At 38.7% G+C, this 15,027-nt stretch carries 16 protein-coding genes; 6 read left to right on the top strand and 10 right to left on the bottom strand.

Annotated features, from left to right (window positions below):
- The first annotated feature begins 91 nt into the window (after positions 1 to 91).
- Entirely contained in the window at positions 92 to 1,144 is a 1,053-nt protein-coding gene (locus EHO65_RS02255; RefSeq protein ID WP_135772589.1) for a helix-turn-helix domain-containing protein, read from the top strand.
- A 105-nt stretch (positions 1,145 to 1,249) separates the two neighbouring features.
- Positions 1,250 to 2,068 (top strand): sterol desaturase family protein, encoded by an 819-nt coding sequence (locus tag EHO65_RS02250; protein WP_135772588.1) that lies wholly within the window; start codon positions 1,250 to 1,252, stop codon positions 2,066 to 2,068.
- Positions 2,069 to 2,114: 46 nt separating this feature from the next.
- Here the strand turns inward: EHO65_RS02250 and EHO65_RS02245 are convergent, their stop codons facing one another.
- The gene (locus EHO65_RS02245; protein WP_135772587.1) at positions 2,115 to 2,690 is read right to left on the bottom strand and encodes a class I SAM-dependent methyltransferase; all 576 of its coding nucleotides are present in this window, start codon (positions 2,688 to 2,690) and stop codon (positions 2,115 to 2,117) included.
- A gap of 74 nt (positions 2,691 to 2,764) precedes the next feature.
- Between EHO65_RS02245 and EHO65_RS02240 the strand changes: the two genes are divergently transcribed.
- Positions 2,765 to 3,445 (top strand): ArsR/SmtB family transcription factor, encoded by a 681-nt coding sequence (locus tag EHO65_RS02240; RefSeq protein WP_135772586.1) that lies wholly within the window; start codon positions 2,765 to 2,767, stop codon positions 3,443 to 3,445.
- Between the two features lie 42 nt (positions 3,446 to 3,487).
- Here the strand turns inward: EHO65_RS02240 and EHO65_RS02235 are convergent, their stop codons facing one another.
- Positions 3,488 to 4,747, bottom strand: a complete 1,260-nt coding sequence (locus tag EHO65_RS02235) for a circularly permuted ATPgrasp domain protein (protein WP_135772585.1) — start codon at positions 4,745 to 4,747, stop codon at positions 3,488 to 3,490.
- 42 nt (positions 4,748 to 4,789) lie between these two features.
- Positions 4,790 to 5,119, bottom strand: a complete 330-nt coding sequence (locus EHO65_RS02230; RefSeq protein ID WP_135772584.1) for an ArsR/SmtB family transcription factor — start codon at positions 5,117 to 5,119, stop codon at positions 4,790 to 4,792.
- 266 nt (positions 5,120 to 5,385) lie between these two features.
- Here EHO65_RS02230 and EHO65_RS02225 point away from each other — a divergent pair, with 266 nt between their 5' ends.
- Positions 5,386 to 5,889: a hypothetical protein gene (locus EHO65_RS02225; protein WP_135772583.1), complete on the top strand. Its 504-nt coding sequence runs from the start codon at positions 5,386 to 5,388 to the stop codon at positions 5,887 to 5,889.
- Positions 5,890 to 5,988: 99 nt separating this feature from the next.
- On the opposite strand, the gene EHO65_RS02220 is transcribed toward EHO65_RS02225, so the two are convergent.
- From EHO65_RS02220 to EHO65_RS02190, 7 genes are all read right to left on the bottom strand, one after another.
- Entirely contained in the window at positions 5,989 to 6,528 is a 540-nt protein-coding gene (locus EHO65_RS02220) for a hypothetical protein (RefSeq protein ID WP_135772582.1), read from the bottom strand.
- A gap of 143 nt (positions 6,529 to 6,671) precedes the next feature.
- On the bottom strand, positions 6,672 to 7,136 hold the full coding sequence (locus tag EHO65_RS02215; RefSeq protein ID WP_135772581.1) for a hypothetical protein: 465 nt from the start codon (positions 7,134 to 7,136) through the stop codon (positions 6,672 to 6,674).
- The gene (locus tag EHO65_RS02210; RefSeq protein ID WP_135772972.1) at positions 7,136 to 8,050 is read right to left on the bottom strand and encodes a PdxA family dehydrogenase; all 915 of its coding nucleotides are present in this window, start codon (positions 8,048 to 8,050) and stop codon (positions 7,136 to 7,138) included. The genes EHO65_RS02215 and EHO65_RS02210 overlap by 1 nt, the downstream gene beginning before the upstream one ends.
- Positions 8,051 to 8,126: 76 nt before the next feature.
- On the bottom strand, positions 8,127 to 8,570 hold the full coding sequence (locus EHO65_RS02205; RefSeq protein ID WP_008592184.1) for a bactofilin family protein: 444 nt from the start codon (positions 8,568 to 8,570) through the stop codon (positions 8,127 to 8,129).
- Positions 8,571 to 8,674: 104 nt separating this feature from the next.
- Positions 8,675 to 9,139, bottom strand: a complete 465-nt coding sequence (locus EHO65_RS02200) for a GNAT family N-acetyltransferase (protein ID WP_244243409.1) — start codon at positions 9,137 to 9,139, stop codon at positions 8,675 to 8,677.
- Complete coding sequence (locus EHO65_RS02195; protein WP_135772580.1) at positions 9,136 to 9,906, bottom strand: hypothetical protein; 771 nt, start codon at positions 9,904 to 9,906, stop codon at positions 9,136 to 9,138. Before EHO65_RS02195 ends, EHO65_RS02200 begins: the two co-directional genes overlap by 4 nt.
- Positions 9,907 to 9,962: 56 nt before the next feature.
- Positions 9,963 to 11,243 carry a hypothetical protein gene (locus EHO65_RS02190; protein ID WP_135772579.1) on the bottom strand — a complete coding sequence of 427 codons (1,281 nt, stop codon included), beginning with the start codon at positions 11,241 to 11,243 and terminating at the stop codon, positions 9,963 to 9,965.
- A gap of 58 nt (positions 11,244 to 11,301) precedes the next feature.
- Between EHO65_RS02190 and EHO65_RS02185 the strand changes: the two genes are divergently transcribed.
- On the top strand, positions 11,302 to 13,557 hold the full coding sequence (locus tag EHO65_RS02185; protein ID WP_135772578.1) for a lytic transglycosylase domain-containing protein: 2,256 nt from the start codon (positions 11,302 to 11,304) through the stop codon (positions 13,555 to 13,557).
- Between the two features lie 154 nt (positions 13,558 to 13,711).
- On the top strand, positions 13,712 to 14,998 hold the full coding sequence (locus tag EHO65_RS02180) for a citrate synthase (RefSeq protein WP_135772577.1): 1,287 nt from the start codon (positions 13,712 to 13,714) through the stop codon (positions 14,996 to 14,998).
- Positions 14,999 to 15,027 lie beyond the last annotated feature (29 nt).

Raw genomic sequence — 15,027 nt, 5'->3', positions numbered from 1 at the left:
AAAAAGCCTTTCCCACTTGAAATATTAGTTAGATACGTAAAGTATTCTTTCCCAAAAGAAGCCCCCGATAAAATATATATTTTCAAAACAAATGTTCGAAACGACCGATTTAATCCTTTATCTAAAAGCGGCCACGATCGCTCAGTTGGGCTTTCTGATCTTAAACTTTCTGGTCCAAGTAAAACTAAGTACGCGTAGTCTCCTCGGAAGTTTATTCACTTCTTCTTTGATCGCTTATTTTATTTGTCCCTGGTTGGATCATTCTACAAACATATTTATTCTGATACTTGTCCATACGGGTTGTTTTTCGGTTTCCATCTTTTTCTATCTATTTGTATCCAGCCTATTCGAAGACGGATTCAAACTAAAGATCTGGCATGGGGTATTATTTCTTTTTCTGAATATATTCTGTTTTTATGTTTTTCTGGCTTCGGATATCAGAAAGCAAGCCTCTATATTTGCCAAAGTTTTATTCAGCATGCCTCAGGTATTCTATCTTACACTTATCTTACTCACCTTAGGGAAAGTTTTAAAAGATAAGAATATAGACTTACTTGAATCTAGAAGAGAATTTAGGGTCATCTTCTCCTGGGTAACCGGACTCTATAGTATGTCAGTCGTATTGATGGAAGTGATCACAAAGGATGCCGGTTATTCCGCTCAATTAGACCTGATCAATTCTTCTTTCATATTTGTATTGGTATTTTTCATTTCCTTTCGGATCTTCCAATTCAGAGAGAATGTATTCCCCAATGAAGAAATACAAAAAGAAGAAGAAACCGAAGATCCTTTAGACGAGAACCTTTTACAAAAACTGAATTCTCTTTTGAGAGACAAAAAGATATTTCTGCAAGAAAACCTAACCATCTTGGCCTTGGCTAAACAGTTAGCCGTTCCAGAGAAGAAGGTCCGTAGGCTCATAAATAAAGGTCTGGGATATCGAAACTTCAACGAATTCCTAAATCATTATAGGATCGAAGAAGCGAAGTTTATGCTCTCTAATCCGAGCAAAAACGATTTCCAGGTGCTCAGGATTGCAATGGATTTGGGCTACGGATCTCTTGCCCCATTCAATAGAGCCTTCAAAGAAATTGTGGGAATGACTCCAAGCGATTTTAGAAAACAAAACAATTCCGCAAAATAACCGATCGAATCCGGAATCGATCAGACATTGTCCGAAATCCATCGGATTCAAATCTGAAAAAATGTTCTAATCCATCAAATCCGACACAGGAGCGAAGGATCGAACATGTGCTTTCACAAACAATTATTTCAATACATGATGGATTTGGTTCCCCAAATCCCAATCATATTCCTAATAGATTTTCTAAGATACTTTATATTTGCGGGTATCGCGTTTTTGATTTTCTATATTTGGAAACATCCGTTTCAATTTAGAAAGATCCAAGATAAGAATGCAAAACCATCTCAGTTTAGAAAAGAATTCTTATATTCTGTTTCTTCAGTAATCGTTTATACTTCGGTAACTCTGATCGTATTCTTATTTAGAAAATACGGCTACTTTAAGTTTTACGAACGTATAGAAGATTATGGATGGGGGTATCTGATCTTAAGCACAATATTGATCTTAGGCATACAAGATTTTTATTTTTACTGGACTCATAGATTAATGCATACTCGCCTATTCTATAAAAGAGTTCATAAGGTGCATCATGATTCAGTCACACCTTCTCCTTGGACGGCCTACTCTTTTCATCCCTGGGAGGCTTTGATCCATTCTCTCATCATGCCGATCGTGGCTTCAATCTTTCCTGTCCATCCTCTGGCCTTGATGATCTTTATGACTTTTCAGATCATACGGAATGTTCTAGGTCATAGCGGATATGAAATTTTCCCAAGCTGGATGGGAACGAATAAGATCTTAAAATTGGTAAATTCAAATACCAACCATGATATGCACCACCAAAGTTTCAGATATAATTACGGACTTTATACCACAGTTTGGGATTATCTCTTTGGAACAGTTCATCCGGAGTACGAAAAAACTTTTGCGAAGATAACGAATAAAGAACGCAAGCAAACACAACTACAAGAAATTAAAACCTAATAGAAACAATGATAGTTCGTCGCGTCTGGGATTAGACGCGAATTTTTTACATAGGTTTAGTAGCGATAAACCCATAATGATAAGGAGGCAGATCGATAGGTTTTTCCGAATCAATTTTAAATCCTGCTTTGATAGCCCAACTATAAATCTCATCAGGTTTAGGACGGATCTCCATCTTAGGTCCTCGGGGAGTATTAGGATCATAATTCCAATGCATGAGTCCAGCAATTCCTCTAGGTTTTAAAATCCGAAACGCCTCTTTTAAAATGGAAACAGGATCTTCATGATGTAATAAATTAAAGATCATTACGTAGTCCACGGAGTTTCCCTCCAACCCGGTCCCTGAAGCTACAATATCCCTTTCACGAACCGAAATATTTTCATAATGGTATAAATTCGCCTTTTCCATTAATTCCCGAACCAGTTCCGGTTCGATTTCGAAAGCAAGAATAGTACTTTTATTTTTATCCGCGAGCGGAAGGGTAAAAGTCCCGTATCCGGAACCGAATTCCACGATATTCCCGTTTATTCGGATCAAATCCATTCTTTCCAATGCCAACGAGACATCGAAAAGTGTGTCCCAGTAAGCTGCTTCTGGCATTCCGCTATCCCTAACTTTCATAAATCCTATTTCTAATATTTGATTGACTAATGTCAATCAAATATTCAAATGTATATTTGAATATTTGAGGAAATATGAACAATTCGAAAACCGGAAGGGAATTTAAGAATTTCATCTATTCTTCCCTTTCCAAATACGGAAAGGCACTTTCCGACCCAAAACGTATAGAACTATTGGATCTTCTTGTTCAAGCGGAAAAGAACGTAGATCTTTTGTCTAAAGAGATTGGCATGAGCGTCGCTGCGACTTCCCACCATCTACAGGTCTTAAAGGAAACGAGACTAGTAAGAGATAGGAAGGAAGGTCGAAGTATTTTTTACCAAATAGAAAAAGCGGGACTTACTATTTTCCATACGATCTCCTCTATAGGTCAAGAGTTCAACGCGGAAATACAAGTTGAAATGGATTCTTTTTTCAATCCGGAGAACGAGTTAAAAGAATTGGATTATAAGGATTTTCTAAAACGTGTATCCTCAAAAGACGTACTTCTTCTGGATGTAAGGCCGGAAAACGAATATAATTCTGGACATGTTCCCGGTTCGGTATCCATACCGCTAAACGAGCTCAAATCCAAATTGGACAGCCTACCTAAACGCAAAAAGATCGTGGCCTACTGCCGTGGAAAGTATTGTATTCTTTCAAAGGAAGCAGTGGAAATCTTAAGGAAGAAGGGACTGGATGCATATCGTATCTCCCAAGGTCCTTTGGAATTTTCGAATATAGGACTTCGGCTGACTAAACTAAGAGAAAACTAAAGTAAGAAAGGAAATAGGTTATAGATTCAATATTCTTTGGTATTATACAATCTCAGGCAATGTATACAAAGGAGAAAATCCTCCTCCAGGAGTCCTGAAATTCGTAGTCTGGCCTTGGTATAAGCGACTTGCTAAAACTAAGATCTCATCCTTATAAATATATGCCCTGATATCCATTTTTAATTCTTTTTCTTCTCCAGAAATGGATGTGACACGAACGGAAGGCGGAACAAACTCCTGACTTATATATTCTCCATTTACGATCTCAGAAAACTTATTCTTTGTAAGTTTTCCTCCGTAATAGGTTGCCTTACTGCCGAAACCTTCTTTAGGTTTAAAGAATATACTCTTTCGTTTCTCCCAGAGTTCGCTTGCGTTCGCAGAGGTTACGATTTTGGTATCCGGAATAGCTGATATTAAGATTTCCGAATCCTTCTTATTAAGACCTGCCTTTATCAGAAATTCATTATCCGAAAGAACGTTTAGATTTGTTTTTCGAGCATATAAATCGTAATCAATCGGGTTCGGAGTGATGATTACATTTCCATTCTGCCAAACCTCTCGAATTTTAGAATTCGGAACTTCTGATAAATGAAAATCGGTCAATCTATTATAGATCAAATCGATCTTCTCTCCCTCGAAATAAAGACTATCTCCGATTCGTTCGATTTGACTCGGATCTAAAATTTCAGAGCGGATACCTTTGGATCTGAATAGATCTCTAAATAGCAAGAACTCAGGATATAAGAACTGACCGGAAGGATTTTCGTCCACGATAGCAATAAAGTCCGGTCTTCCGGGCCGCCCATTGGAGTTCCATTCATCAAGAAATATAGAATAGAATTTTTCTTCTAAATTTCGGAGAGCTTCCGCATTCTGAATAGCAATATCAACGATCTCACAACATTTAATCTGTGCTTCTAAAAGTTTTAGCTGTAAATAAGCCCCGCCCGCGTTCGTATTAATCTCGATGAGCTTAGGGCCTTCTTTTGTATGATGAAAATCTAAACTAAGAAATACTCCTCCTGTAATATTTCCCGCCCTAACTTCGGGATCATAATTCGATAAAATTCGATCTCTTAGTTCAGGCAAACGTAAAGCGTTCCGGATAGAATTGAGAATTTGGCGGATCTTATTCTTATCCGAAATATTAATGAAGGAAGGTGTTTCGGAATAAAAATGTTCGATCCCTTGGGCTCTTACTTCGGGAACTGTGAATTTGTATGCTTCCGCATTTAGGCGTTCTTTATTCAAAGTAGAACAAGAACATTTTTCATTTAATATTTCTGCTAAAGAAGACATTAATCGTTAAATCGCAATATTACGATTAATAGTCAAGCGGTTTTAGCAGGAATTTCCGCTTTCGGGGATCTGGGTAAGCAATGGACCAAAATAACCTCCAATCTCTTCCCATGTTTTTATATTGATACAATAGCATACAGAAGAGCCATCTATGGTCCCTTGCAAAATACCCACCTCCTTCAGCGCTTTTAGGTGCTGGGAGATCGTGGCCTGGGCAAGCCCTAATTCGTCGACTAAGTCACCACAAATGCAGGCTTTTCTTTTGAGGATAGACTCGAGGATTGCAATACGGGCCGGATGCCCAAGGGCCTTTGCATAGGAGGCAATCTTATTCTGCCTCTTATTGAATAACTCTGTCTTGGTAATTCCCACAAATTGGATGTGGAATTAGGTTAAGATAATTTCAATTCAAATTTCATCGGTTTTGGATCCGGATCGAGTGATTTATTCGACAATCCTCCATTGGATGGATGATTCTATCTACCGACTTTAATACATTTGGAATGTTTAGAATTGACGCAGACTCGGCAGTGAAGAAAGAAATTCCACTATCCATAAAAATCCAGTATATTAAATATACCTAAAATCGAATTTCCGAATTTGAGTATATAAGGTTTAGCGGAATTCTCAGAGGTTCAATGAAAAAAGTTCTGTGTGTTATTTATTTTGTTTCCTTCTTTTATACTTGTAGTTCTGGGAATGTCAAGCAGCAGGAAGTTCCATCTGGATTCAACTTTGCAAGCTATCTCCCATCTTCTTTTGAAGAAATCATAAAGCTGACTGACGGAGTAGATGCCGAAAAAGACCATGGATTGTCCATATTTACAAATAAATATAGAATCCAAATGAAATGGACTGAATTTCCGAAAGGCATTTCAAAAGAGTCCCTGGGATCTGCTCAAGTTCTTTCTAAGTTTATTAATTTAGACCCTAGATATGTAGCTCTATTCAAATACGAACTCAAGATGAAGGTGAAAAATAAGAGCTTCACTTTGCTCTTTCAGGAAAACCTGGTTCCCTTTCTTCACCAAGAAGTAAAAAAAGGGGACTCTATTGCCTTGTTCGTATTTTTCGGAGAGTATAATACCTTTGGAAAGGAACATGTCCTATTTGTAAATGAGTTTCAAACAGGAACCAAATAGGAAGATATTTTTTTTAGCAAGTATAGGCATCCGCTCAAGGAATTCGAATTGGAGCGGATGATGAGTTATTATAAAAATTAGTTTTTCCGAAACATATATCTAATCAAAACTAACCTGCATATCTTTTCCCGTATTATTCCGAATAAATACATGCTGATTTTTAAGAATTAGTCTTCTGTCATCCTTAACTTCATGATCGACTATCTCTTGGAAGTGTTCAGGGAATATACTAAATTTATAAAATTCGTTTCCACCTGTCTCAAAGGTAGTAAGATCCTCAAAATCAAAGTTTGTCTTCTTCTGTTTAAAGTCGCCAAAGCCTATTAATTTCATACTACCCATATTTAAGATAACGAGCTTCTCATCGAGTTTTACATTAGGATCTCCCGATCCGCATTTCTTTTCGATTTTTTCCAGATTGCCGCCTTCCAACTGGAGAAATTTATAAAAATAAATATGAAGCCCTATTTTGCTGAGAACATATTCTCCAATCATTGCTCTCTCTTTTTTTACACAAATAGCTGGATCTATATAATAAACAACAGCTCCTCTTTTAGAAAAGACGAAAGTATTTCCGGATCGTAAATCGTTAACACCTACCTCCTTCCAGACTCCGGGCATTTCAATAGGATATAGCAATTGATTGTTTTGCGGTTCTTTGTGACAAAAAAGAAAGAGAAGAAAGGAACTAGTTATAATAAATCTTTTATAACGGATCATTAATGAGTTTGAATACTTTTATTGAAACGGTTTTTAGCTTTTAAGATAAAAGAAAAACCTTCTCACTTCCCAGTCGGAACGATCGTAATCCATTCAATAAACTTTGTCTTAAAAAACTCATCGATCTGCCCCGTGAACTGATGATACACCAAAAAGAAAATCCAATACGCCAAGGTCGCTGCAACCAAAGTCCTCGCAGTCATATTGGCTAAAACAGGAGAAGCAGTGTAATACATGCGGATTACTGCGATTGGCCAAAGGAATAATAGGAAAAAATAAATCGCTCTCGGGATCCCATAGAGCCAGCTCAAAATCTCGGAAGGATAAGATTTAGATAATCTTTCATAAGCTTCTTTTAATTCAGGAAAGAATTGGAAGAAGTAAAATACGAAAACGAAAAATGTAGCGATCTTCCAAATGATCTCTATATCATTTCGGATCAATACCAAAGTCAAACCAACGAACCAAATCAAAAAAATGGGAAATACGATCTGCTGCAATAAGGAACCTGACTGGGCGAGAAACATCAATGAGATCTCCTAAGATCATTTTCGGCAGAAATCCGCCCGGACACCCACTCTAAACATTGCAGAAAACTCTCCGGATCCGCTTTTCCGAGACCTGCGATATCAAAAGCAGTCCCATGATCCGGAGAAACCCTGATAAAATCCAGTCCCAAAGTTACATTCACTCCAAATTTTCCCTCCCACATTTTGAATGGGATGAGCCCTTGGTCATGGTAACATGCCAAAAACAAAGAATATTTTGCCCTGGAAGTTTCGCTAAACGCACTATCTGCAGAGATCGGGTCCGTAACATCTAAGCCGGCCTTCCTCATCTTTGAGATGATCGGCATTAGTATCTTCTTCTCTTCGTCGCCGACTTTTCCACCTTCTCCTGCATGAGGGTTTAAACCTAAGAATGCGATTTTTCCTTTTGAGATAGGAGCAGAACCGACTGCAGAGATGAAACTGGATAAGTGGATCTTCTTTAAATAAGAAGGTACCTTCTTCAATGGAACATGAGTTGTTAATGGAAGGACATTCAGTTCTTTTCCTGCCATAAGCATATACGTTTTTTTCTTATATACTTCTGCCAGATATTCCGTATGTCCCGTGAATTTTTTTACTCCGGCCTTGATCACCCATTCTTTACTTAATGGAAGTGTAATCAAGTTGCCACCGATCTTCTTTTGGATGCGGATCGCTTCTTCTAAACTTGCAAATGCAGCCTTACCGGATGTAGAACCAGGCTTACCGATCACCAAAGATTTTTGTTCAGATGAAGAAAGTGCGGAGGTTCTCCAAAGATAAAGCCCAGGAGAGCTGAGTAAAAACGGATCTTGGATCTCCTGCCAACCAGGATAAGAAAGAGAAGAATTGGAACTAATGAGTAGGATTTGTCTTTGCCCGGAGAAGGTTTTCAACTTCTCCCAAGACATCTGAAGAATTTCAGGCCCGATCCCACAAGGGTCTCCCTCTGTGATAAGGATGGGAATCAAGGCCTATACCGGAAGATTAAGCTTCCTTAGCTGCTGTTTGTTTACCGAAAAGTCTTTCTAAGGTTAAAGAGTCCTTAGCATATTCCAATTCGATATGATCTTTGTTGGAATGTTTTAGGTCGCTGGAAATGATACAACGTCCTTCAAGCACCACTCCGTTTTGGATGATCAATTCCGGTGTACGGATATCTCCCAAAATTCTGGAGGTAGGAAGAAGCATCACTCTGTTACGAGCAGTGATATTTCCGATTACGATACCTTCTATAATGACGCTGGCAGCAGTGATGTTTGTGCGAACTTTACCGGAAGCTCCGATATACAATTGTTCCGCTTGGAGAGATTTTCCTTCGAACTTTCCATCAATCTTTAAGGATCCGTTGATGAAGAATTTTCCGTTAAAGTAGGAATTTTCGCCGATTGTGGAGTTTGTAACTTCGGAGGAGTTCTTAACAAGTGCCATGAATATAAAATCCTATTTGCGAAAGACCGCAGGTTTTCGGTTTATACACTAATAAACCGGACCCGCCCCTTCCGAAAAGGAATTTTTTAAACTGGGAGCTATTTTTACAGGTCCAGACTCAATCGGATCATGTCCCGGCAGTGGATCCCGTTTTCATAGATCGGCTCCGGATAATTTTTGGTAAAAAAATCGAAATCGATCCCGGTAATTCGAAACCCGCATTTTTGATACAAGCCCAACTGGCCAATTCCTGCATTGCCTGTCCCAATTTCGAGGGTATGAAAACCGTCTTCTCTTGCCTGGGAAATCGCATGAAGCACCAATTTTTTTCCAAACCCCTTGCCTTGCTCCCCTTCTTTCACTGCTACATTAATGATTTCAGAAGTTCCCGGACGAGTCGTCAAAAGTACATAAACTCCTAAAATTTCCGAATTTCCAGACTCGAGTACATAACAGTTTGCTCTGTCCCAGTACGACTGTACAATTTTTTCATTCGGATCTGCGAGAAGTAACAAATCCATAGGAGGAGTTTCATCGGAAGAAAGTTTTCTAATTTTAGTATTTATCAATGTTTGATATTCGGAACGTTGATCCGATCCAAAACTTCTGCGGTGAATTCTCTAAATTCGTCCAAGGCTTCCGGAATAGATTTGCCTTCCAGCTCAGTTGCCTTCTCGAAACGAGGATTAAAAGTGATCCTATCTTCTATATTCATGATCACTCCCCCGCCGGCTTTAAATTCTCCCAAAACCTTGGAGAGGAATTCATTAAACTTTTGGAACATCTCGAATGCTTCCGCGATAAAAATACGGGTTTGTTTATTCTTCATCCGGCTAAGCTGTTCTCTGAAATCTTGTTTTTCAGCGGCTTGGTATTCTTCGATAGTCTCCGTCAAAACTTTGATATTTCGGCGGATATTCTCCATATGTTTGACCACTCCGTCCTTCTCATTTCCATGAGAGAAGTCGAAACGAATATGAGTTTCATTTAATATAGGAAGATATTCCCGATCTAATACATTGATCCAAGTCCCGATCTGGTTCACCTCAGTATCGTTAGAATTCGGAGAAATTTTCATGATCGGATACTTGGCCAAGATCCTTCCTGCAGCATCCGGATTTTCACGGAACATACGTATCTGCTCAGCAGCAGTTTCGAGATTATCCGGGATCCCCTCCGGAGAAATTTCCCTCATTCGATTTCGATATTTATCCAAATCCCGAGTGGCCCTATACTTCTGTTCGTCGTTTTTGGAAAGTCTTATGATCTTCTCCAATTGTTGGATCATCTTTTGATGACGTTGGAGTTCTAGGATCTGTTCTTGGGTGATGGCCATAGGGTCTTGGGCAAATTTTAGAAAATACTTATCGTTTGAGCAAGAACATTCTTTTCTTAACTCTTGCCCTTATATCTGTCCAGAACCAATCTTAAAAAATCGGACTGCGTAAACTTATGGACCAAGGACTCCATGAGCTGGACTCCTTCTTCCACAGGTCCGGTTTCTAAAAGAGAGATCGCTTTTAGATAAACCATTTCAGGAGAATATTGGAACCTTCCTGTTTGAATTAATCTTTCTCTGAACGCTTCGAACTTTTTGTCCTTAAATTCTTGGACTGCAATGGCTCTTTGAGTTAAATAAGAACCCGGAGTTTGGGATCGGACAGAGATCATTTCAGAATCCAATTCCCCGGCTAAGGTGGAATTCCAAAGAACCAAAAGTTCGAATGGTCTGAGCGTGTAAGACATCCCCTGTTCTTTTAGGATCTTATAACGTTCGAATAAAGAATCGTCACTCCCTTCTTGGATAGAATCACGTAGAGTTTCTTTTAATTCTTCTCTACCGTTTTTCTTTTTTTCCTCGGAGATCCATTCAAATACGAAGTCTCTCGGCTTACATTTTTTGACTAAGAAGAATCTATCCAGAATTGGATGTCTGAGAGAATACTGATCTAAGAAGAAGTCTGCTTCCGTTCTGGAAAATTCTTCTATCCTTCTTGCGATACTTGCATCTAAAACTTTTATGTTTCGGATACCTTCTTTTTTATCTTTGAAATAGAAATAGGCAAGTCCGGCCAGATCAGGCTCTTGGGAAGAAATTACCAAATCGAATAATTCATTCTGTTCTTCTTGGTTTAGCCCTTGTTGTTTATGACGATACGCAAGTTTCTCTTTTCTTTCCAAACCTTCTTTCAGAAAACTTTCTGATTCTGAGATTGCGCCTATGAAGTATAATAATCTTCTTCCTTCTTTTGCTTCTTTCAAATCTTCTCCGAAAGAATATACCAATTCTTGGTAATCTCGAATTCTATCTTCACATAATAAGAATGCAGAACATAAAAAGAATAATTCGGGGTCCCAAACTAGATTTCCTTTTAGCTCATCCAGCAATTCTTGGAAGAATAAACGTAAAAGTTTTTCTTCCCTTTCAGTGATACCATCTTCTCTGATCCAATCTAGGCGAGGAGAATGGAATACAAATCTTCCGAATAAGTCCGATCTGAAACATTGAGAAGGCCTCAAATGTGTGAGAATACTTCCGCTATAATGATCTAAAATTTTTGTTTTGAGTCGAATGACTTCCGAATCAGGTTTTCGATCCTGTTTTTTACTTACGAAGTCCGGATGACTTAAAGTTATTTCAGGCCATTCTGTATTTGATACCGATATATGCATAAAGACTCCTTTTTTGGAGTTGAACCCTTTTTAAGGCAGATTAAGTGAGAAGAATCGCATGAAAAAAACGATTCTGGGGTTACTCCCGTTTCTAGTTGTCGGCAGTCTTTTTGCGGATGAAGACCTAAAATACTTGGTCAAATCCTATAGTTTAGAAAAAATCCGCAGGATTTTCCGGGAAAGGTCCCCTTCCAAAGAATCCGAGGTGTATGCTCTTGTCCGCTTCCATGAAACCCATCCGGACGGAGATGAAGGTAATAAATTCAGATACCTGGTCTCTCTTTTAAAAGGAAGGCTTGTCGTAGGCGTTACCAAGGACGAACTTCATAGCCTGATAAAGAACCCTCTTCCTCCGATGAATGCAGTCTCCAAAATGAGTTTTTGGAAATTATATGAGGAAATGGTAAAAAGAAAAAGTTTATCTTCTTCCGAACTTATCTCTTATCTCAAAAAACTCCCTCCTGAGTATGATCCTATTTATAAAAATGTGATTGGGGAAATCCTTCGCATCCATTACGAAAACGGAGAATTCAAAGAAGCAAAAGATTACGCCGAAAGTTTTTCGGAGAGGGATAAAAAAGAATATTTCGGTGCTATGGCTTATTACAGATACGCCAAGGCATTATATAAATTCGGAGAAGTCCAGAAGGGAGAAAATCTTTTATACGCCCTTGCAGAAGATGCGAATGTTCCTTCTTATGTTAAAAAAGATATTTATACCGATTTAAGGACCTGGAAGGGAGAATCTTTTTACAAACAGATCCCTTTGGAGAAAGGAGTTCTATTTCTTCCTTTCTTAGATGCAAGTGATAAGAAATCGTTTATATCTTCTCACCAATATTTCAGCTCTATCAGTTTCGAAAGACCTGAAAGTTGGAAGGCCGCCGCAAGAGGTTTAGTCCAATATTATCCGGAAAGACTTTCCTCTCTTTTCTCCAAACATAAACATTATGCTGAATATTTTCCTGAATTTACTGCTGCCATGTCTGTGGAACTTTCCAATCAGAACCTTGCTAAATCAGGTTTGGATCTATTAGAAAAAACAAATCTATCTTCCTCCGAATCCGTGGAGTATGCATATGCCAGGGCTTATAAACGATTGGGAGAAAGGGATAAATATTTTAACGGTCTACTTTCTTCTCTCGAAAAAAATCCTTATAACCTGATCCGCCAAGACGAGCTGATCGATCTTTTGATCGGGGACCATTCTCATTTCTTAGAAGAATTGTATTGGAAAGAGGCTCTAAAAAGGATCCCGAATCTTCCCGTAAAAGGTAGATTAGTCTATTGGTATTTGAGAAGTTTAAAATCCAAAGGAAAACAGGATGAACTTCTTTCTTGGTTGAAATCTTATTATAGATCTATTCCCGGTTCCTATTATACAAGAGTCATCCGAGAAGAATTTGCAACTGAGATCTCTTCTATTCAAAAACCGGACAGTCCTCTTAGAAATAAGGATACATTATTCGAATATCTTTCTTTGACAGCCGGTGATCCAAAATATTCGGATAAGATCATAGGAAGAGATCTTGAATTTGCATACTTTCCGGATTCATTCTCCTTGGATGTTCGGATAGATTCTGCTCATAGTAAGGTCAGAGGAAATACTCTATTACAAAACGCTAAAGAATATTTAGAGATCGGAGAGATGGCGTATGCTAGTTCTCTGGTGGATAAATTCGTCTTACAAACCGGAACTTCCGAAGAAGAAAAAGACGAAATTTTTGCGGCTCTCGGAGAAGTTACCGGCAACCAATACCTGACTGTATTCCATACAAGAAATCTAATGAAAAGAAGAAGGATCCCTGATGATGTGATACTTCTCCCTTCCAAACTAGCCTCTAGGATCTATCCAAGACCTCATAGGGATATTGTTTCTCATTATTCCCAATCTTTCGGGATCGAAGAAGATATTGTGTATGCAGTGATGAGACAGGAGTCCTTTTTTAAGGAGAATGCCGTATCTTCTTCCAATGCGAGAGGTCTCATGCAGATTATGGGACCTACCGGAAAAGGGTTAGCCCAAGGTTTGGGACTCGGTCCTTATTCTCTTTTTGATCCAGAAATTTCTATCCAAATGGGTGCAAAATTCCTAAAATACCTTCTTTCTTCCAATGAAAACGATTTGAAATGGGCCTCAATCGCTTATAACGGTGGTCCTGGAAATCTCAGAAAATGGAAACGAAATCATTATCATGGAGATTTTAATCACTTTTTGGAAGAACTTCCCCTAAAAGAACCCCGTGATTATTGCAGGATCGTAACGTCGAACTATTATAATTACCAAAGTTTAAGGCAGTACAAAAACCGCTAAGCAGACAAGACGGATTCTTTTTTTTGGATTGTCTAGAATTTCAGATCCATGGGATAGTTCTAAGGACCGGGCAGAATTTTCAATTTCGCTTCTCTGTCCTCAGGTCTACATTATGCCGGTTCGTCCGATATCATTCATCTAACAGGAGTAAAAAATGGCAAGCACCGCAATCTTAAAAATCGACGGTAAAGAATATGAACTACCCATCATTACGGGAACAGAAAACGAAAAGGCCATAGACATCTCCAAACTCAGACAGCAAACAGGATACATTACATTAGATAACGGTTATTTAAATACCGGTGCCTGCACTAGCGCAGTTACATTCCTGGATGGAGAGTTGGGAATCTTAAGATACCGTGGGATCCCGATAGAACAATTGGCCGAAAAATCTAGCTTCACCGAAGTAGCTTACCTTTTGATATACGGCCGTCTTCCTTCCGATAAGGAATTACAAGAATGGGACAAAGAGCTTACCATGCACACTTTGATCCATGAAGATCTAAAACGTCTTTATAATGGATTTCCTAAAGATGGTCACCCAATGGCGATCATGTCCACAATGATCGGTTCACTTTCTACTTATTACCAAGATTCTTATGATCCAGAAAATCCGGACCATAGACATATCTCTATGGTTCGTCTTTTAGCGAAGTTCCCTACGATCGCTTCCTTCGCGTATAAAAAATCATTGGGCCAACCTACAGTTCATCCAATGAATCACCTGGATTATTGCAGCAATTTCTTGAATATGATGTTCTCAGTTCCTAGTGAAGATTATTATATCGATCCTGAAATTGTAAAAGCCCTGAACCTTTTATTAATCCTTCATGCTGATCACGAACAAAACTGTTCTACTTCCACAGTTCGTTTAGTTGGTTCTTCTCTCGCAAACTTATACGGAGCGATCTCTGCAGGTATCTGTGCACTTTGGGGACCTCGTCACGGTGGAGCAAACCAAGAAGTCTTGGAAATGCTTTTGGAGATCAAAGCTTCCGGTCTTCCTGTGAAAAAGATCGTAGAAAAAGCAAAAGATAAGAATGATGCATTCCGTCTTTCCGGATTCGGACATAGAGTTTATAAAAACTTCGACCCACGCGCTAAGATCATTAAAAAAGCATGTGACGCAGTTCTTTCCAGACTGGGAGTAAATGACCCTCTATTAGATATTGCTAAAGAATTGGAAGAAGCAGCTCTTAAAGACTCCTACTTCGTAGAAAGAAAATTGTATCCGAACGTAGACTTCTATAGCGGTATTATCTACCGTGCACTTGGAATTCCTGTGAACATGTTCACTGTAATGTTTGCTATGGGACGTCTTCCAGGTTGGATCGCTCAATGGAAAGAAATGATAGAATCTCCTGATATGAAAATCGGTAGACCTCGCCAGATCTATACTGGAGCAACTGATACTGCTTACGACGACGCTAAGAAAAAGTAAAATTTTTCAAGGCTGATATTTTGAAAAGG

Origin of the sequence: Leptospira andrefontaineae (genome assembly GCF_004770105.1) — a bacterium.
Classification (GTDB): domain Bacteria; phylum Spirochaetota; class Leptospiria; order Leptospirales; family Leptospiraceae; genus Leptospira_B; species Leptospira_B andrefontaineae.
This window is presented reverse-complemented; position numbering and strand designations above follow the sequence as displayed.